Genomic DNA, 17,955 nt, shown 5'->3' with positions numbered 1-17,955 from the left:
CGGCTCGTTCATGCGTCGCACGCGTCGGCTCGTTCAGGCGTCGCGCGCGCAGCGGAAGCCGCGCCACGCGCGGCGGCTGGTCGGCAGATCGTGCCCCCGCGCGGCGCCGCGCAGCCACGGCCGACCCAGGATGTAGCTGCCGCCCCGCAGCACGCGCTCCTCCCCCATGTCGGGCCCCCGCGGATCCTTCGCGCTGCCGCTTGGATACTCGGGATGGTAGTAATCGGCGACCCACTCCTCGACGTTGCCGGCGAGATCGTCGATGCCGTCGGGGGTCCGCCCGGCGACGAACGAGCCGACGGGAGCGAGCTCGAGGAAGCCGTCGCCGTCGTCGAGCTCGTCGAACGAGAGCCGCCCGTGGTTCGCGTGGAACGGGTTGTAGACATGGCCCCACGGGTAACGACGCCCGACCGCGCCGCGCGCGGCGCGCTCCCACTCGGCCTCGGTCGGCAGGCGGCCGCCGGCCCAGGCGCAGTAGCGCTGCGCGTCGCTCCACGAAACGAGCACCACCGGATACCCCGGCCGATCGAACCGCTGCCCGCCGGACGCATAGGGAGGCTCGGTGCAGAGTCCGGCCGAGACGCACCGGCGGTAGCTGGCGACGGTGACCTCGGTGCGATCGATCCAGAAGTCCGACAGGTACACCTCGTGCGGCACGAGCTCGTTCGCGAAGCTCGCCTCGGTCTCGTCGACGCACAGATCGCCGCCCGGCTCGAGCTTGCAGAGCGTCACCGCGTGCGCGATCTCGACCTCGCTCGAGCCCATCGTGAAGCTGCCCGCGCGCACGAGGACCGCGGGCGGCCCGGGCGCGCGCAGCGCGACGACGCTCGCGGGCGAGCGCGCGCCCTGGCCGCCGGCGCTCGCCGGGAGCGCGGCCTGCGCGCTCGCCGGCAGGCGCGGGGCGCGCCGCGCGCGGGGGGGAGGAGGAGCAGGAGCGGCCACGCCGACCATGGAGACTGCGAAAATCGAGGCCAGCGCGGCCAGCACGAGCAGAGCCGCCGGACGCATGTCGCAGGCGTAGCATGCTCCAGGCTCGCGGACTGTTTCGGCCTGTTCCGACCGAGCCTGACCGAGCCCCGGGCGGCGCGGCCCTGTCGTCTGGGACATCGTGGGCGCGGGCCCGCCGCGCCGCGCGGGGCCCGGCGTCGCGCCTCCGCGCCTCCGCGCGTCACGCGCGGAGGCGCGCGCGACGCGCCGCAAAAGTGCGCCGGACGCCGAGGAGCGATAGACTCGAGGGGCTCGATGTCAACCCTTATGGACAACGGGAACACGGTGAGCGCGGAGCTCGACGCCGCGGTGATCGAAGAGCTGCGCGAGGCGTTCGAGAGCGGAGAGCTCGTGCTCTTCGTGGGGGGAGGCATCTCGGCCGCGGCCGGGCTGCCGACGTGGCGCCAGCTCGTCGATCTGCTCGTCGAGAGGGTGCGCGAGCAGGTCGGGGACGAGGTGATGACCGCCGAGGTCGCGGCGCTCGCGAGAGCGCAGCGCTACAGCGAGGCGCTCGCCGCGGCGGAGCACGCGCTCGGCGCGGCGGAGTTCAACGCGTTCGTCGAGGACGCGCTCGACGACGAGGGGCTCGAGCCGCCGCGCATCGCGCTCGCGATCGCCGCGCTGCGAGACAGGCTGCGCGCGGTGCTCACCACGAACCTCAACCACCTGCTCGAGCGCGCCTTCGGCCACGAGTGGGACACCATGTGGCGCGTCACCGACGAGGTCGCGTGGCGGCGGCGCTTCATCCTCAAGCTGCACGGCACGCTGAAGGATCCGGGCAGCTGGGTGTTCGAGCGCGACCGCTTCCTCGCGTCGATCGCGGACCCGGACGTGCGCCGGTCGCTCACGGCCGTGCTCTCGAAGTGCCCCGTGCTCTTCATCGGCTTCGGGCGCGCCGACGGCAACTTCGACGAGATGCTGTCGGACATCCACGCGCTCTCGGGCAGCTCGCCGCCGCCGCGCTTCGTCGTCGTCCCGAGCGCGAGCCTGACGCCGCTCCGCCGCGCGACGCTCGTCGACATGGGGTTCTCGCTCCTGCCCTACGACACCGCCGACGGCAGCCACGACAAGGCGCTCGCGATCCTCGAGCGCATGAGCGCGCCCCGCGCGCGTGGGGCATCGCACCGCTCCCGCTCGATCGTCCCGCCGCCGATCCCCGACCTGGAGCTGCCGCCGTCGTCGTCGCCGCTCGGCTTCCCGTCGTACGATCTCCCGCCCGGCTCGGCGGTGTACGACGACACGGTCACGATGCCGGGGGCGCTCGACTCGCCGCGGCGCGAGCGGGTGTCCGAGCCTCCGGCGAGCCCCATCGAGGTGTTCTTCTCGTACTCGGAGAGCAACCGCGAGCTGCGCGACAAGCTCGAGACGCACCTCGCGATCCTCAAGCGCAAGGGCGTCATCCGCGGCTGGCACGACGGCGAGATCGGCGCCGGCGAGGAGCGCGACCGCGCGCTCGCCGAGCACCTCGAGACCGCGAAGGTCATCCTCCTGCTCATCAGCGCCGATTTCCTCGCGTCGGACTTCTGTTACGACGTCGAGATGCAGCAGGCGATCGAGCGCCACGAGCGGGGGGAGGCGCGCGTCATCCCGGTCATCCTCGACGCCTGCGACTGGGAGGGCGCGCCCTTCGGCAAGCTGGCCAGCCTGCCGCGGGGCGGGCGCCCGGTGACGAGCTGGGTCAACCAGAGCGAGGCGTTCACCGACATCGCCAAGGGCATCCGAAAGCAGGTCGAGCAGCTCACCCAAAACCCCCCGTAGGCTCACCGACCCCCGGCGCCCAGCCGGTGAGCCAATCAGAGGTGCCACCGCCCCCCGGGCTCTGGAGCGTCCCCGCGTGGAGCGGCCGGAACCTGGCCGCGCGCGAGGATCTGCTCGCCGAGATCGGCGCCACGCTCGCGCGGCGCGGCATGGCGCCGCTCTGCGGGCTCGGCGGCACCGGCAAGACGAAGCTCGCGATCGAGTACGCGTACCGCAACGCCAGCGCCTACGACACGGTCTTCCTCATCGACGGCCAGAGCGCGGCGACGATGGACGCCGGCTTCATGGCGCTCGCCGCCGAGATGCGGCTGCCCGATCACGAGCAGCTGGATCCCGCGCGCGCGGTCGCGGCGGTGCGCAACCGGCTCGGGCGCCGCGGGCGCTGGCTCCTCCTCTTCGACGGCGTGCGCGACCCGAGCGAGGTCGAGCCCTACGTTCCGAGCGTCTCGCACGGCGGCCACATCATCACGACGTCGCAGAACCCGATCTGGCGCGGGCTGACGACGGTGACCGTCCGCGGCATCGAGCGCAGCGAGTCGGTGGCCTTCCTGCTCCGGCGCACCGGCGAGACCGACGCGGAGTCGGCCGACGCGCTCGCCGAGGAGCTCGGCGACCTGCCGCTCGCCCTGGCGCAGGCCGGCGCGTACATCGAGGAGACCGGGCGCCCGCTCGCCGAGTACCTCGCGCTGTTCCGCCAGCGCCCGGCCGCGCTCCTGGAGCGCCCGGTCAGCTTCCCGGTCACGGTCGCGACCGCGTGGGAGAGCGCGCTCGCCGCCGTGTTCACCCACCAGGCCGCGGCGGAGCTCCTCAGCCTCTGCTCGTTCCTGCCGATGGATCAGATCCCGCGGCGGGCGCTGAGCGAGTACGACCCGCTCGCGCTCGACGACGCGATCGCGATGCTGCGGCTGCACTCGCTCATCGAGGTGCGGCCGCACGCGCTCAGCGTCCACCGCCTCGTGAAGATCGTCGTCCGCAACCAGCTGCGGCGGGACGATCGGCGGCAATGGATGGAAGCGGCGCGCCGCATCGTGCAGGCTTCCGGCAGGTTCCTCCCCGGCACGGAAGAGGAACGCGAAGGTAGGACGGAGCCGGATTCTGGGTAAGGCAAGCCCCCCGAGAAGCCATGGAGGTTCGACCCGCATGTATCCGCCGAGAGCGTCACAACCCGTCCCTTCCTGGGCCTTTCCCGAGCGCGTATTCTCGTTGCGCTCCAGGTCCGTCGTGAGACCTTAAGGCCCGCGAGAGGAACTATGGTTGCCTTGGCGACGAGCCCCGCCGATCTGTTCTTCTCCTACTCCCCGAGGGACGAGGACCTGCGGCCCAAGCTCGAGACCCACCTCGACGCGCTGAAGCGGCAAGGGGTCATCCGGACGTACCAGGGCTTCGCCCTCGGCGGCGGGAGAGAGCGGAGAGAGGCGTTCGCGGCGAGGCTGCGCGAAGCGCGGGTCGTGCTGCTGCTCGTGAGCGCGGACTTCCTCAACACCGACGCGTGGCTCTCCCCGGAGCTCCGGGAGGCGATCGCCCGGCACGAGGCGGGGGAGTGCCGGGTCATCCCGGTCATCCTGCGGCCCTGCGCCTGGGAGAAGACGGCGCTCGGCGAGCTGCAGCCGCTGCCGAGCCGCGCGCGGCCGGTGACGAGCTACCCCAACCAGAGCGAGGCGTTCACCGAGATCGCGAAGGGGATCCGGAGCGCCGTCCGCGAGACGGAGCCGCCGACCCAGCGGCCGGCCCCCCGGCGGCAGTCGAGCTCGCCCGACGCAGAGCCGCACATCAAGAAGCTGCCGCCGCGCAACCCGAGCTTCACCGGGCGCGACCAGCTCCTCAACGAGCTGCGGAGCGCGCTCACGACGGGCGGGCCCGCGGCGCTCACGCAGGCGATCAGCGGCCTCGGCGGGATCGGCAAGACGCAGCTCGCCGCGGAGTACGCGCACCGGTACGCGAGCCAGTACAACGTCGTCTGGTGGGTCCGCGCCGAGGAGCCGGCGACGACCGCCGAGGACTTCGCGCGCCTCGCCGCGGCGCTCGACCTGCCGGAGCAGAACGAGGCCGACCAGCGGATCGCGATCGAGGCGGTCCGGTCGTGGCTGTCGCGCAACGACAAGTGGCTCCTCGTCTTCGACAACGTGAACGATCCGCGGGACGTCGCCCCGTACCTCCCGCACCCGCGCACCGGGCACATCCTCATCACCTCGCGCAACCCGAGCTTCCGCGGCATCGCCACGCCGCTCACCGTGCCGGCGCTCGATCGCGCCGACTCGGTGAAGTTCCTGCTCGAGAAGACCGGGCAGAGCGACGAGCGCGCCGCGGAGCGGCTCGCCGAGACGCTCGGCGACCTGCCGCTCGCGCTGGTGCAGGCGGCGGCGACCATCAAGGAGACGGGGTCGTCGATCGCGACCTACCACGCGGTCTTCGGCGACCACCAGCGCGAGCTCTTGCTCCGCGGCGTGCCGATGGATTACCCGACGCCGGTCGCCACCACCTGGGGCCTCGCCTTCCAGGAGGCGCAGCGCTTCTCGCCCGTCGCGGTCGATCTCCTGAGCCTGTGCGCGTTCCTCGCGCCCGACGACATCCCGCGCGAGGGCCTCGCCGACGCCGCGCCTCACCTGCCGCCGGCGCTCGCGGAAGCGCTGAGCGATCCGCTGATGCTCGACGAGGCGGTCGCCGCGCTGCGCCGTTACTCGTTCATCGACGTGCACGAGGGCGCGCTCTCGGTGCACCGGCTCGTCCAGGCGGTGGTGCGCGATCGCCTCTCGCCCCAGGACCGGCGGATGTGGGCCGAGGCGGCGGTGCGCCTCGTCGACCACGCGTTCCCCGAGAGCAGCGACGACGTGGAGACGTGGCCCTTCTGCGCCCGGTGGCTGCCGCACGCGCTCGCCGCGGCGAGCCAGGCCGAGGCCTACGACGTCGCGAAGGAGGTGCGCGGGCGCCTCCTCGCGCGGTTCGCCGTCTACCTGCAGGGGCGCGCGGCGTTCGCGGAGGCGAAGGGGTACCTGGAGCGCGCGCTCGCGCTGCACGAGGCGGTGTACGGCCACGACGATCCGAAGGTCGCCACGGTGCTGCGCAGCCTCGGCAGCGTCCTGCACGATCTCGGCGACCTCGGCGGCGCGCGGGCCCACCTGGAGCGCGCGCTCGCGATCGACATCGCGCGCTTCGGCCCCGACCACCCGGAGGTCGCGCGCGACGTGAACGACCTCGGCAGCGTGCTCATGGATCAGGGCGACCTGCCCGGCGCGCGCAAGCACCTGGAGCGCGCGCTCGCCATCGACGAGGCGACGTACGGCCCCGACGACCCGAGCGTCGCGATACGGCTCAACAACCTGGGCGCGCTCTTCCGCGACCTCGGCGACTTCGCGGGCGCGCGCGTGCACCTCGAGCGGGCGCTCGCCATCGACATCCGCGCCTACGGGCCGGATCACCCGACCGTCGCGATCGGCCGCACCAACCTCGGCCGGCTGCTCCACGATCTCGGCGACCTGAAGGGCGCGCGCGAGCAGTTCGAGGAGGCGCTCAAGATCGACGAGCACAGCTACGGCCAGTACCACCCGCGCTTCGCGCTCGCGCTGAACAACCGCGGGCGCGTGCTGCGCGACCTCGGCGACCTCGCCGGGGCGCGCGCCGACTTCGAGCGGGCGCTCGCGATCGTCGAGGACACGTACGGGCCGGATCACCCCGACGTGGCGCGGGACATCAACAACCTCGGCAGCGTGCTGCGCGATCTCGGCGACCTCGAGGGCGCGCGGGCGAACTTCGCGCGCGTGCTGAGGATCGCCGAGGCGACCTACGGGCCGGATCACCCGGCCGTGGCGATCGGCTGCAACAACCTCGGCAGCGTGCTGCAGGCGCTCGGCGAGCTGCCTGGGGCGCGCGAGCAGCTGGAGCGGGCGCTCGGCATCGCGCAGGCGACCTACGGGCCGGACCACCCGGTCGTGGCGAGCATCGTCAACAACCTCGGCCGCGTGCTGCAGGCGCTCGGCGACTTATCGGGCGCCTGGCAGCAGATCGAGCGCGCCGTGGCGATCGCCACGAAGGCGCTCGGGCCGTCGCACCCGTCCGTGCAGATCTTCTCGCGGAACCTGGCGCGCCTCGGCGACGCGCTAGGTGGCGGCGCCGAGGCGACCTGAGCGCAAGCGCGGCGCCGGCGCGTCGTGGCGGCGGGTGAGCTCGGCGGCTGGTGAGGTCGGAAGGCGCCGCGCAAGAGGACGCCGGGGGAGAGCCCCGGCGTCCTCTGCGTCCTGACTGAGCGCTGGTCGTGGCGGGGAGGATCAGCCGAGCAGGATCTGCGTCGGGTGCTCCAGCAGCTGGCGCAGGACCTTGAGGAAGGTCGCGCCGACCGCGCCGTCGACGACGCGGTGATCGCAGGAGAGCGTCATGGCCATGCGGCGGCCCGGCACGACCTGCTCGCCGCGCACGACGGGCTCGCGGCGGACCTGGCCCACGGCGAGGATCGCGCCCTCGGGGGGGTTGATGACGGCCCCGAAGTTGTCGATCCCGTACATGCCGAGGTTCGAGATCGAGAACGTCCCGTTCGCCATCTCCTCGGGCCGCAGCTTCTTCGACTTGGCCTTCCCGGCGAGCTCGCGCACCTCGGTGGCGATCTCGAGCACCTGCTTGCGATCGGCGTCGCGCACCACGGGCGTGACGAGGCCCTCGGGGACGGCGACCGCCACCGAGATGTCGACGCGCCGGTGGACGAGGATCGCGTCCGAGGTGAACTGCGCGTTGCACTCCGGCACGCGCACGAGCGCGATGGCACATGCCTTCACCAGGAGATCGTTGAAGCTGACCTTGGCCGGCTTCTCGCCCTCGGCGGCGGTCGCCGCGAGATCCGCGTTGATCTGCTCGCGCAGCGCGTTCAGCGGATCGGCGTCGACGTCGATCGAGAGGTAGAAGTGCGGGACCGTCTGCTTCGACTCGGTGAGGCGCCGCGCGATCGCCTTGCGCATCATGCTGAGCGGACGCACGTCCGGCGCGGCGAGCTCGCCGGGGGCGGTCGGCGCCGCCGCCGCGGCGGCCGGCGCCGGCTTCAGCCCCTCGAGGTCGCGCGCGACGATGCGCCCGCGCGGGCCCGATCCGGCGACGCTGGTGAGGTCGAGCCCGCGCTCGCGGCCGAGCTTGCGCACGTACGGCGAGGCCCGCACGCGCCCGTCGGACGCCGGCTGCGGCGCGGCCGGCTGCGTGGGCGGCGAGACCGCCTCGCCGCGCGCCGCGGGCGGCGCGGCCGTGCCGGGCGCCTCGCCGCTCGGCGCGGCGCCGCCGGCCGGCTGCGCGGCGGGAGCCCCCTTGGGCTCCGCCGCCGCCGCCGGCTTCTGCGCCGGAGCGCCGCCGCCGCTCCCCCCGACGAGGGCGCTTACGTCCTCGCCCGGGTTGCCGATGATCGCGACAGGCTGGCCGAGCTGAACCACGCTGCCCGCAGGCACGAGGATCTTGAGCAGCGTCCCTCGATCGAAGGACTTGTACTCCATGGTCGCCTTGTCGGTCTCGACCTCTGCGAGCAGATCGTCGATGTCGATCGCGTCGCCTTCCTTCTTGTGCCAGGCACTGATCTGCCCCTCCTCCATGGTCGGGGACAGCTTCGGCAGTTCCAGAACCTTCGCCATGGGTCTATCAACCTTGATCGGGGATGTGCGTCCGCTCAGTCAGCTTTTGTAGAGAACGCGGTGAACGTTTTCGATGATCCGCGCCGCCTGCGGGATCACGTACTGCTCCAGCCGTGCGTTGTAGGGCATCGGGACGTCGAGCGTCGTCGCGCGCAGGACGGGCGCGTCCAGCTCGTCGAACGCGAGCCGCTGGATGCGATCGGCGACCTCGGCGCCGACGCCGCCGTACGGCCAGCCCTCGTGCGCCACGACCGCGCGGTGGGTCTTCGTGACGCTCTTCACGATCGCCTCCTCGTCGAGCGGGCGCAGCGATCGCAGGTCCACGATCTCCGCGCTGATGCCCTCCTTCTCGAGCTCCGCGGCCGCCTCGAGCGCCACGTGCACCATCCGGCTCCACGAGACGATCGTGACGTCGGTCCCCTCGCGCGCGATCGAGGCGACCCCGAGCGGCACGGTGAAGTCCGGGTCGTCGGGCACCTCGCCCTTCACGCCGTAGAGCGTCTCGCTCTCCATGAAGAGCACCGGGTTGTCGTCCCGGATCGCCGACTTGAGGAGCCCCTTCGCGTCGGCCGGCGTCGCGGGCGCGAGCACCTTGAGGCCGGGGACGTGCGCGTAGAAGTGCTCCATCGCGTGCGAGTGCTGCGAGCCGACCTGCCGCGCCGAGCCGTTCGGCGCCCGCAGCACGAGCGGGATGCTGAGCTGCCCGCCGGACATCTGCCGGAGCTTCGCCGCGTTGTTGAGGATCTGATCGAACGCGACGGCGGAGAAGTTCCACGTCATATACTCGACGATCGGCCGCAGCCCGACCATCGCGGCGCCGATCGAGATGCCCGTGAACCCGCTCTCGGTGATCGGCGCGTCGATCACGCGCCTCGCGCCGAACTTGTCGAGCATCCCCTCGGTCACCTTATAGGCGCCCTGGTAGTGCCCGACCTCCTCGCCGACGAGGTACACCCGCTCGTCGCGCTCCATTTCCTCGATCATGGCGGCGCGAACCGCCTCCCGGTATCTTAGGACGGTCATCGCGCAAAAGGTCCTGCATAGGTTGTGGGCTCGAGCACCTCGGGCCCGGGTTCGGGGCTCTCCTCGGCGAAGCGGACCGCGTCGGCGATCTCCTCTTCGACCTCCTTCTCGATCGCCTCGAGGGCGTCCTTGTGCCCCTTCTCCTCGAGCTCGACGCGCGAGCGCAGGAGCACGTCCTTCTTCTTGCGCTCCTCGAGCTCCTCCTTCGTCCGGTACTTGCCCGGATCGCTCATCGAGTGGCCCCGGAAGCGGTACGTCCTGATCTCGACCAGCGTCGGCTCCGAGTGCTTGCGCGCCCGCTCGACGGCCTCGGCGAGGCGATCGCGCACCTGGAGGACGTGCTCGGAGTTGAAGCGATCGCGCTCCATCCCGTAGGCGAGCGCCTTCAGCGAGACGTCCTCGACCGAGAGCGTGCGGGAGAGCGGCGTCCCCATCGCGTACTCGTTGTTCTCGCAGACGAACACGATCGGCAGCTTCCAGAGCGCCGCGAGGGACATGCCCTCGTGGAAGTCGCCGATGCTCACCGCCCCCTCGCCGAAGAACACCATCGAGACCCGGTCCTCGCCGCGGTACTTCGACGCGAACGCGGTCCCGACGGCGATGGGGATGTGGCCGCCGACGATGCCGTAGCCGCCGAGCATGTTGTGCTCTTTGTCGAAGAAGTGCATCGAGCCGCCGAGCCCCTTCGAGCACCCGGTGACCTTGCCGTAGAGCTCCGCCATCGCGGCGCGCGCGGTCATCCCGCGGGCGAGGGCGAGGCCGTGATCGCGGTAGGTCGTCATCACGTAGTCGTCAGGGCGGAGCGCCGCGCAGGCGCCGACGGCGATGGGCTCCTGACCGATGTACAGGTGGAGGAACCCGCCGATCTTGCTCTGCGCGTACGCGCGAGCCGCTTCTTCCTCGAAGCGGCGTATCTGAAACATCTTTCGGTAGAGCGACAGATGGAGATCGTCGCCGTTTGTCAGGGTAGTCATCGCGGGGATCTCAAGGGGCAGAACAGCGTTCCAGACGGTCGCCAGCGCGGCGGTCGGCGTGAGCATGAGCGACCTGCCGGGGCCCGCGAGGGACCCGACGAGGCGCTCGACGTCGAGCCGTTCCGGACAGCGACGCCGCTTACCCGGGCTCCTTTAGGTGAGTTTTTTCCTCGTGACAACGCCACCGCGATCTCTGCCGTTCAACGCGCAGCAGCATCGGCCGCTCCAGCGTCGGGCGCGTCGGGTGGGTCCGGCGCGGTGTTGGTGGTCTCCGGCGCGTCGAGGTCGTCGACCTCGGGCTCCGGCGTCCCTGCGTCCGCGCCGTCCTCGTCCTCGGGGACGGTGACCGACGCGGGCCGGCTCGGGTCGCTGCCCGGCGGGCTCGCGCTGGGCTCCGCGCTGCCCGCCGCGCGCGGCGTGGAGGATGACGCGGCGGGCAGAGCGGCCTCCGCGGTCCCGTGCTTCGGGCGCGCAGGCCGCGCCGTGGGGACGGCGCTCGGCCGAGGCGCCGCGGGCGCGGACGACGCGATCGGCGCTGCGGCTGCGGGGGGCTCCTCGACCGGCGCGTCCGTCGATCGCATCGCCGTGCGGGCGAGCAGGACGGCCGTGGCCACGACCACGGCCGCGCCGAGGACGACCTGACCCGTCTTCCGCTCGCGGGGCGGGAAGTCGTCGCCGATCGGATCCGCGCGCACCGCGCCCGGCTCCGTGGACAGCGCCGCCGTCGCGCCGATGGGGGCCTCCAGCATGCGCCTCGGCAGCTGGCTCGAGGCCGCCCACTCCAGGCTGTCGGCGAACGCGGCGCCGAACGCGTCGCAGCTCGGGTATCTGTCCTCGGGCCGCTTCGACAGGCCGCGCGCGAGCACCTGATCGAGCGACGGCGGCACGCCGATCCCCTGCGCGATCGGCGGCGGATCGTCGCTCGCGATCTTCGACGCGACCGAGACCGCGTCGTCGCCCGGGAACGCGCGCTTGCCGGAGATCGCCTCGTACATCACGGCCGCGAGCGAGAACTGATCGCTCTCGGGCGAGAACTTCCCGGCGCGGAACGTCTCCGGCGCGCTGTACGCGGGCGTGCCCATGAGCCCTCCCTGGTGCGTCAGCGTCGAGTCCGGGATCCTGGCGATCCCGAAGTCGGCGATCTTGCCGCCGTTCGCGGAGAGGATGATGTTCTCCGGCTTGATGTCGCGGTGGACGATGCCCGCGCGGTGCGCGATCGTGAGCGCCTCGCCGAGCTCGCGCGCCAGCCGCGCCGCCTGCGCGGCCGAGAGCGGGCGCTCGAGGAGGTGCTGCTTCAGCGTCGGCCCCTCGACGTACTCGAAGACGAGGTAGAGCCCGAAATCCGGGTCCTCGCCGACGTCGTGGAGGGTGACCAGGTTCGGGTGCGTCACGCGGGCGGCGGCGCGCGCCTCGTGGCGCATCCTCACGACGAGCTGCTCGCGGACGTCGCGCGGGATGCGGAGATCGTCCCGCAGGTGCTTCAGCGCGACGTCGCGATCGAGCACCGGATCGTGCGCGAGCAAGACGCGCCCCATCGCCCCCTCGCCGAGGAGGCGCTGCACGTTGTAGCGGCCGAGGGCGGCGGGCAGCGCGGCGCCGTCGCTCGGCTGTGCGAGCGCGCCGTGGCCGCCACCGGGGGACGAGGATCGAGGCACGTCGCGTCGTTTCTATCCGTCCAGCGGCCCCGGCGGAAGGCCTGGCCGGCGTCCCGCTTCCGGTTATGCTCTGCCGCGGCGCGCTCCAGGTCGACGGGCGGCGCTCGAGGCGCTTGCGGCGGCGGTTCCCGCAGGGCCCGGCGGCACGCGGTATCCAGCGAGGGCGCAGCGAGTACAGATGAGCACCGAGAGCGCGTCGAAGCCGGCCCGAGCCGCCGGAGCACCCAAGAAGCGAGGCAAGGCCAAGTACATCGTGCTCCTCGCCCTCGTGTTCGCCGTCGTCCTCGCCCAGCAGACCGGTCTCCTCGGCTTCGGGCTGGCGCACCTCCGCGCGGCCACGTTCCCGAAGGACGAGTCGCTGCTCGAGTATGTCCACGGCAGCGCTCCCGGCGTGGTGATCGTCGACCCTCACCAGCTCGATCTGAAGGCGCTCGGCGCGGAGGGCGGCGCGGTGCGGCAGCACATCGAGCGCACCCGCGACGACATCAAGAAGGCGACGGGCATCGATCTCGGGTTCGACGTCGACAAGCTGGTCCTCTCCCCGTCGCTCGTCGTCGCGCGCGGGCGCTTCGACGAGCGGAAGCTCGCGGCGCGCCTCGCGGAGCACAGCTACGTCCAGGCGGAGTACAAGGGCGTGAAGTACCTGCTCCGCGCCGGCGAGGACGCGATCGCCGTGCGCGACGGCTCGATCCTGCTGTACGGCGCCGAGCCCGACCTCCGCGCGAGCATCGACGCCGAGGAGGCCGACGCGTCGCTGGCGAGCCGGGACGAGGTCACCTCGCGCCTCGCGCACATCGGGTGGGATCGCCCCCTCCTGGGCGTCGCCCTGCTCGCCGAGAGCAAGCCGAGCCTCCGGGCGATCCTCACCGGCGCGACCGGCCCGCGCGCCGTCACCGTCGGCGTCTCGACGAAGGGGGGCCTCTCGGCGACCGTCGCGATCGACGCCGCGTCGGCCGAAGCGGCCGAGGAGCTCCGGAAGCTCCTGGAGGAGAAGCGCGCGAACGTGGACGCGCTGACGGCGCTCGTCGGCCCGGAGCCCGGCGCGGCGCTCGCCGAGGTCGCGAAGCGCGCGACGTTCGCGGTGGATCCGGCCGCGGCTCGGCTCACGGTGCAGGTGGACGTGCGGCCCGAGGAGCTCGATCGGCTGGCGAAGGCCGGCCAGGCGGCGGCGGGCTCGCTCGGGGAGATGTACAAGAACGTGCGGCTGCTCCAGCTCCTCGCGCCGGGGCCCTGACGCCGCTTCCGCGGACGGTCCGTACCGCGGCCGCGGGCGCGGACGCCGCGGAGCCCCGCCGCGCTAGGGCTCGGCGCAGCGCGGGCACCGCGCCTCGACGCGGTCGGTCGCGCTCCTGACGCGGGTGCGCGCGGCGTCGCACCGCGCGTCCGCGTCGCCGGCCAGCCCGCAGAGGTGCTGCGCGGCGCGGCTCATCGACGCGAGCGCGCGGCACGCGGTCTCGCACGGCGCCGCGGACACCGGCGCGGCCTCGGCCTTCTTGGCCGGGTGCCCGCCGGCCGTGGTCGTCGCCCGCGTGGACGGCGCGGGGGCGCTGCCGGAGGCCTCCGCCGTCGCCGCCGCGCGCGGCGGCGACGGCGCCGTTGCCGGCGGCGGCGGCGCTCCCGGCGGCGCTGCCTGCGCCGCGGCGCGGTCCTCCTCGTGAGCGGCCGGTCCGCCGAGGGCCTGGTCGAGCTCGCCTTCCGCGCGCTCGAGCGCCGCGAGCGCGTCGTCGGCCGTCTCGATGGAGCCCTCCTCGCGCGGCGTCGCGGAGGCGGCGGTGCCGGCCGGCTCCGGCGCCGCGGGCGCATGCGCGACGGAGGCGCCGCCGCACCCCGAGAGCGCGACGGCGCTGATCCACAGGGGGGCGGCGGCTGCAGACCAGGCTCGGATTCTGTTCATCGGTCCTCCTGCGCCTGACGCCCGGGCCGCGGCTTTCGGCTCATCGCGGCGCGCGAGCCGCGCCGCGCTGGGATCCTGCTCGCGCCGGAGCGCAGGTTGACGCCCGCTCCGTGCGCTATGCTCGCGGGCGATGAACCTGCTTCGATCGATCGGCGCCCTCGCTCTGGCTCTCGGCCTCGTCGCAGGCTGTCAGCGGAGCAGCTCGCGCCGGCCTCCGTCACAGCCTACGTACGGCCAGGGCTATCCTCCGTACGGCGCGCCCCCGCAGGGCTACCCGCAGCAGCAGCCCGGCTACCCGCAGCAGCAGCCCGGCTACCCGCAGCAGCAGCCCGGCTACCCGCAGCAGCCCGGCTACCCGCAGCAGCCCGGGTACCCGCCGGCGCAGACCGGGCCCGCGCCGGCGCCGACCTTCACCGTGCCCACGGTGCCCGGGCTGCCGGTGCTCGGCGATCCCATCAACGACATCAACGTCGGCTGGCTCCAGTCCGAGGCCGGCGTCGTCATGGGCGCGCTGATCGGCGCGCTGCCGTCGGCCGCGCAGCAGAAGGTGAAGGGCATCCCCTTCATCGCCGATCCGACGGTCGGCGAGGTGAACGCGTTCGCCGGCTGCGACGACCAGCGGATGCCGTTCATGGCGATCACCGACGGGCTGCTCGAGGTGCAGGCGCAGATCGCGCAGTTCAAGGCGACCGACGAGATCTTCGGGACGAGGAAGCTCGACGAGTTCCTGCGGATGCTCGCGCAGCGGCAGCGGCCCGGGCAGCCGATCATCCGGCCGGCGGCGGGCTTCATCGATCCCGCGCAGCACACGGACGCGCGCAAGGTCGAGCGGCAGCGCCAGCTCTACCAGGAGCAGCTCGCGTTCGTGCTCGGCCACGAGCTCGGCCACCATCACCTCGGGCACACGGGCTGCGCGAACGGGCAGGGCGGCAGCCGCGGCGTCACGCCCGCGGATCTCGGGCGGATGCTGTCGCGCGCGCTCCCCGTCTTCAACCAGCCGAACGAGATCGCCGCGGACGTCGCGGGCGTGAACAACCTGCTCTCCGCCGGCGCGCGGCGGCAGGGGTACCGGTGGACCGAGGGGGGCGCGATGCTCACGCTCGGCTTCTTCGCGTCGCTCGATCAGCTCACGCCGGCCGCGATCCTGTTCGCCTTCGAGCAGACGCACCCGCACCCGGCGCTGCGCCAGCCCATCGTGCAGCAGACCGCCAACACCTGGCGGCTGACCGGCGGCGCGCCCGTGTTCACGTTCCCCGGCCTCGGCGGCTGACCCGCGGTTCTCCGGGCCCCTCAGCGCTCGCGAGCGCTCGCTCGGAGCGCCCGCGCGCAGCTTCGGCTTGACGCGACCGCGCGGCGCTCCTCCCATCGGCGTCGAAAGGAGTCAGTCATGCAAGCAGGGCTTGGGATCGAGGACCTCAAGGAAGGGACGGGCGACGAGGCGAAGCACGGCCAGCTCGTGACCGTTCACTACGTCGGCACGCTGACGAACGGCAGCAAGTTCGACAGCTCGCGCGACCGCAACCAGGGCTTCTCGTTCAAGCTGGGCGCCGGTCAGGTGATCAAGGGGTGGGATCAGGGGGTCGCCGGCATGAAGATCGGCGGCGTCCGCAAGCTGACGATCCCGCCGGAGCTCGGCTACGGCGCTCGCGGCTTCCCGCCCGTGATCCCGCCCAACTCGACCCTCATCTTCGAGGTCGAGCTGCTCGCGCTCAAGTGATGCGCCGCGTTGCCCCCGCAGCGCCGGCCGCGGCTCGCGATCGGCGCGCGGGCGCATCGCGGGGCGCCGCGCGGCGCGCGCCCGCGGCGCTGCTCACGGCTTGATGGGCGCGCCGCACTCGACGCAGAAGCGGTTGCCGATGAAGAGCTCGTGCTTGCAGTGCGCGCACCGCGCGACGCGCACCTCGGTCTGGCGCTTCGCGGGCTTCGCCGGCGGGGCTTCCTTCACCGGGGGCGCCGCCGGCCTCGGTTCCGCCGCGACCGCCACGTAGCGGCCGGAGCCGGCGGCGGCCCGGGAGCGCCGGTCGGTGAACGGCGCGGCGGCCACGCGCGACATCGCGCCCGAGGCGCCCTGGGCGTGGCTTCGCAGGCCGTTGCCCGCGACGGAGTGGATCGGCTGCGCCGCGATGCGCTCGTCGCCCGAGGAGGCGGCCGCGTCGAGATCGGCCTCCTCGGCCCGGGCCCGCGCCGCGCGGACCGGCGGCGGCGGGAGCAGCGCGCCGAACTCGTCGACGTGGTGGGGCCGGGTGTCCTCGAGCTCCGCGTCGTCGGGCTGCCGCTCGTCCTCCGCCTCCGGCAGGATGCGGATGATCAGCGCCGAGATGTTGTCGGTCCCGCCCGCCTCGTTGGCCATCTCGATGAGGAGCGCGCAGGCCTCCTGGGGGTCCTGGGTGATGTCGAACACATCGAGCATCTGCTGCTCCGAGACCATCCCGCTCAGCCCGTCCGAGCAGAGCAGGAAAGCGTCGCCGGGCTCGATGCGCTCCGAGCGGATGTCGACCTTCACCGCGTCCTTCATGCCGAGCGCGCGCGTGATGATGTTCTTCGGGAGCCTCGCCAGCTCGTCCTGGCTCAGGTCGGGCTTGAGCGCGAGGGCGTCGTTGATGAGCGAGTGGTCCTTCGTGAGCTGCTCGATCTCGCCGTGCCGGATCCGGTAGCAGCGGCTGTCGCCGACGTGCCCGACGTGGATCCGGTCGGTCTCGCGCGACACGTAGGCGGCGACCACCGTCGAGCCCATGCCCTGGTGCTGGGTGTACGTGTTCGAGATGACGAACACATCGTGGTTCGCCTTGCGGATCGCCGCGACGACGCGCCGTGCCTCGGGATCGAGCTCCTGCTCGTCGGCGGCGACGGGGCCGGGCAGGCTGCCGGCGTGGGTCGCTTCGAAGAAGTTGTCGAGCGATTTTGTCGCGAGCGCGCTGGCGACGTTGCCCGCGTTGTGCCCGCCCATGCCGTCGGCCACGACGAAGAGACCGAGCTCGGACTTCACGAGGACGTTGTCCTCGTTGTGCTTCCGCTGGCGTCCGACGTCGGTCACGGCAGCCGCGACGGGTCGGGTGCGGCTGCTCGTCCTGAACTCGCCCATTCGCGGCTGATTATACCCGTCCGGCCCCCCGGACCGCCCACATTCCGGCTGCTTTACCGGCGGGCCGCCCCCGGGGAGCCGGTCGCCTGGACGGCGATCCTCCGAGACGTACCGGCCGAGACGGCGGAGGTACGCGCGCCGCGGGGGACGGGATCCAGCGCGAGGCGCAGGCCGAACTGGAAGAATCCGTAGGCGGTGGCACCGGAGTCCTCGCCCGGTCGCGAGAGGTAGGTGCCGGCGTCGAGCTCGGCGAACACCCCGACGCCAAAGCTCGACACGGGGTAGAAATCGCCGCCCAGCGCGATGCGGGCGACGTCGAGCCCATGGAATACATGGTCGGAGGCTGTCGGCCCGGCGGCCGAGCCCTCCTGCCATGTAAGGACGGCCCGCCGGTAGCCCACGCCGTAGCTGATCCACGGGTCGAAGGCGATGCCCTGGGCGAGGTGGTAGACGAACCCGAGGCCGATATCGAGGCTCCGGCCGGAGCAGCCGTCGCAGCCGGCGGCCGCGGAGAGCAGGGCGTAGGAGCCGCTCGCTTCCACGACGGTCACGCGGCTGAGCCCGAGGCCGACGTTGGCGCCGAACGCGAGGCCGCCCGAGACCTTCTCGCTGACCGGCTGTCCGGCGGCCATGCCCCCGAAGGGCAGGTTGTAGCCGGCGCGTCCCTGGATCAGGACGTGCCCGCTTCGTTCGTCCGGCCCGGCGGGGCGCTTCGCGCCGGCTTCCGGCCCGGGCTCCTCGTCGTCCTCGACAGCGGCCGACGTGCCTTGATCTGCTGGCTGGGCGAGGGCCTGGTTGGCCGAGAGCACCCAGGCCGCTGCCACCGCGCCGAGCGCCGGCGCGATCCACCCTGTTGAGCGCGATGCCACGAACGGCCTCTAGAACAGCGCGGTCCCGAGCGCAAAGGGGGTGACGGGCCGGCGCGAGGAATGTCGACGGGGCGGGGCGAGCGACGCAACTGCGCCGCGCGCGCCGACGACAGACC

Annotated in this window: 14 protein-coding genes; 6 read left to right on the top strand and 8 right to left on the bottom strand. The window is 72.9% G+C overall.

Annotation, left to right across the window (positions count from 1 at the left end; genetic code table 11):
• Nucleotides 1-33: 33 nt before the first annotated feature.
• A complete protein-coding gene (locus tag WMF20_RS22080) occupies nt 34-1,008 on the bottom strand; it encodes a formylglycine-generating enzyme family protein (protein ID WP_129576215.1) in 975 nt (324 codons plus the stop codon).
• Nucleotides 1,009-1,242: 234 nt separating this feature from the next.
• Here WMF20_RS22080 and WMF20_RS22075 point away from each other — a divergent pair, with 234 nt between their 5' ends.
• The 3 genes from WMF20_RS22075 to fxsT all read left to right on the top strand — a co-directional run bounded on the left by WMF20_RS22075 (nt 1,243) and on the right by fxsT (nt 6,866).
• Nucleotides 1,243-2,745 (top strand): SIR2 family protein, encoded by a 1,503-nt coding sequence (locus WMF20_RS22075; protein WP_237245548.1) that lies wholly within the window; start codon nt 1,243-1,245, stop codon nt 2,743-2,745.
• A 41-nt stretch (nt 2,746-2,786) separates the two neighbouring features.
• A complete protein-coding gene (locus tag WMF20_RS22070) occupies nt 2,787-3,848 on the top strand; it encodes an ATP/GTP-binding protein (protein ID WP_437616541.1) in 1,062 nt (353 codons plus the stop codon).
• Between the two features lie 147 nt (nt 3,849-3,995).
• The gene (gene fxsT / locus WMF20_RS22065; protein ID WP_437616539.1) at nt 3,996-6,866 is read left to right on the top strand and encodes an FxSxx-COOH system tetratricopeptide repeat protein; all 2,871 of its coding nucleotides are present in this window, start codon (nt 3,996-3,998) and stop codon (nt 6,864-6,866) included.
• Between the two features lie 141 nt (nt 6,867-7,007).
• On the opposite strand, the gene WMF20_RS22060 is transcribed toward fxsT, so the two are convergent.
• The 4 genes from WMF20_RS22060 to WMF20_RS22045 all read right to left on the bottom strand — a co-directional run bounded on the left by WMF20_RS22060 (nt 7,008) and on the right by WMF20_RS22045 (nt 11,994).
• The gene (locus tag WMF20_RS22060; RefSeq protein WP_437616537.1) at nt 7,008-8,342 is read right to left on the bottom strand and encodes a pyruvate dehydrogenase complex dihydrolipoamide acetyltransferase; all 1,335 of its coding nucleotides are present in this window, start codon (nt 8,340-8,342) and stop codon (nt 7,008-7,010) included.
• A gap of 39 nt (nt 8,343-8,381) precedes the next feature.
• On the bottom strand, nt 8,382-9,365 hold the full coding sequence (locus tag WMF20_RS22055; RefSeq protein ID WP_437616535.1) for a pyruvate dehydrogenase complex E1 component subunit beta: 984 nt from the start codon (nt 9,363-9,365) through the stop codon (nt 8,382-8,384).
• The gene (gene pdhA / locus WMF20_RS22050; protein WP_437616533.1) at nt 9,362-10,339 is read right to left on the bottom strand and encodes a pyruvate dehydrogenase (acetyl-transferring) E1 component subunit alpha; all 978 of its coding nucleotides are present in this window, start codon (nt 10,337-10,339) and stop codon (nt 9,362-9,364) included. Before pdhA ends, WMF20_RS22055 begins: the two co-directional genes overlap by 4 nt.
• A 200-nt stretch (nt 10,340-10,539) precedes the next feature.
• Nucleotides 10,540-11,994 (bottom strand): serine/threonine-protein kinase, encoded by a 1,455-nt coding sequence (locus WMF20_RS22045; RefSeq protein WP_437616531.1) that lies wholly within the window; start codon nt 11,992-11,994, stop codon nt 10,540-10,542.
• A 178-nt stretch (nt 11,995-12,172) separates the two neighbouring features.
• Between WMF20_RS22045 and WMF20_RS22040 the strand changes: the two genes are divergently transcribed.
• The gene (locus WMF20_RS22040; protein WP_437616529.1) at nt 12,173-13,228 is read left to right on the top strand and encodes a hypothetical protein; all 1,056 of its coding nucleotides are present in this window, start codon (nt 12,173-12,175) and stop codon (nt 13,226-13,228) included.
• 63 nt (nt 13,229-13,291) lie between these two features.
• Here the strand turns inward: WMF20_RS22040 and WMF20_RS22035 are convergent, their stop codons facing one another.
• Nucleotides 13,292-13,888 (bottom strand): hypothetical protein, encoded by a 597-nt coding sequence (locus WMF20_RS22035; protein WP_437616527.1) that lies wholly within the window; start codon nt 13,886-13,888, stop codon nt 13,292-13,294.
• Between the two features lie 130 nt (nt 13,889-14,018).
• Between WMF20_RS22035 and WMF20_RS22030 the strand changes: the two genes are divergently transcribed.
• On the top strand, nt 14,019-15,158 hold the full coding sequence (locus WMF20_RS22030; protein WP_437616525.1) for a M48 family metalloprotease: 1,140 nt from the start codon (nt 14,019-14,021) through the stop codon (nt 15,156-15,158).
• Between the two features lie 117 nt (nt 15,159-15,275).
• Nucleotides 15,276-15,605 (top strand): FKBP-type peptidyl-prolyl cis-trans isomerase, encoded by a 330-nt coding sequence (locus WMF20_RS22025; RefSeq protein WP_061626525.1) that lies wholly within the window; start codon nt 15,276-15,278, stop codon nt 15,603-15,605.
• Nucleotides 15,606-15,698: 93 nt separating this feature from the next.
• On the opposite strand, the gene WMF20_RS22020 is transcribed toward WMF20_RS22025, so the two are convergent.
• Nucleotides 15,699-16,970 carry a Stp1/IreP family PP2C-type Ser/Thr phosphatase gene (locus tag WMF20_RS22020; RefSeq protein WP_437616523.1) on the bottom strand — a complete coding sequence of 424 codons (1,272 nt, stop codon included), beginning with the start codon at nt 16,968-16,970 and terminating at the stop codon, nt 15,699-15,701.
• 53 nt (nt 16,971-17,023) lie between these two features.
• Nucleotides 17,024-17,839: a hypothetical protein gene (locus tag WMF20_RS22015; protein WP_437616521.1), complete on the bottom strand. Its 816-nt coding sequence runs from the start codon at nt 17,837-17,839 to the stop codon at nt 17,024-17,026.
• Nucleotides 17,840-17,955 lie beyond the last annotated feature (116 nt).

Source organism: Sorangium sp. So ce834, assembly GCF_051521425.1.
GTDB classification, from domain to species: Bacteria; Myxococcota_A; Polyangia; order Polyangiales; family Polyangiaceae; genus Sorangium; species Sorangium cellulosum_D.
Note: the sequence above shows the minus strand (reverse complement) of the source record. Positions and strands in the feature narration are given on the sequence as shown.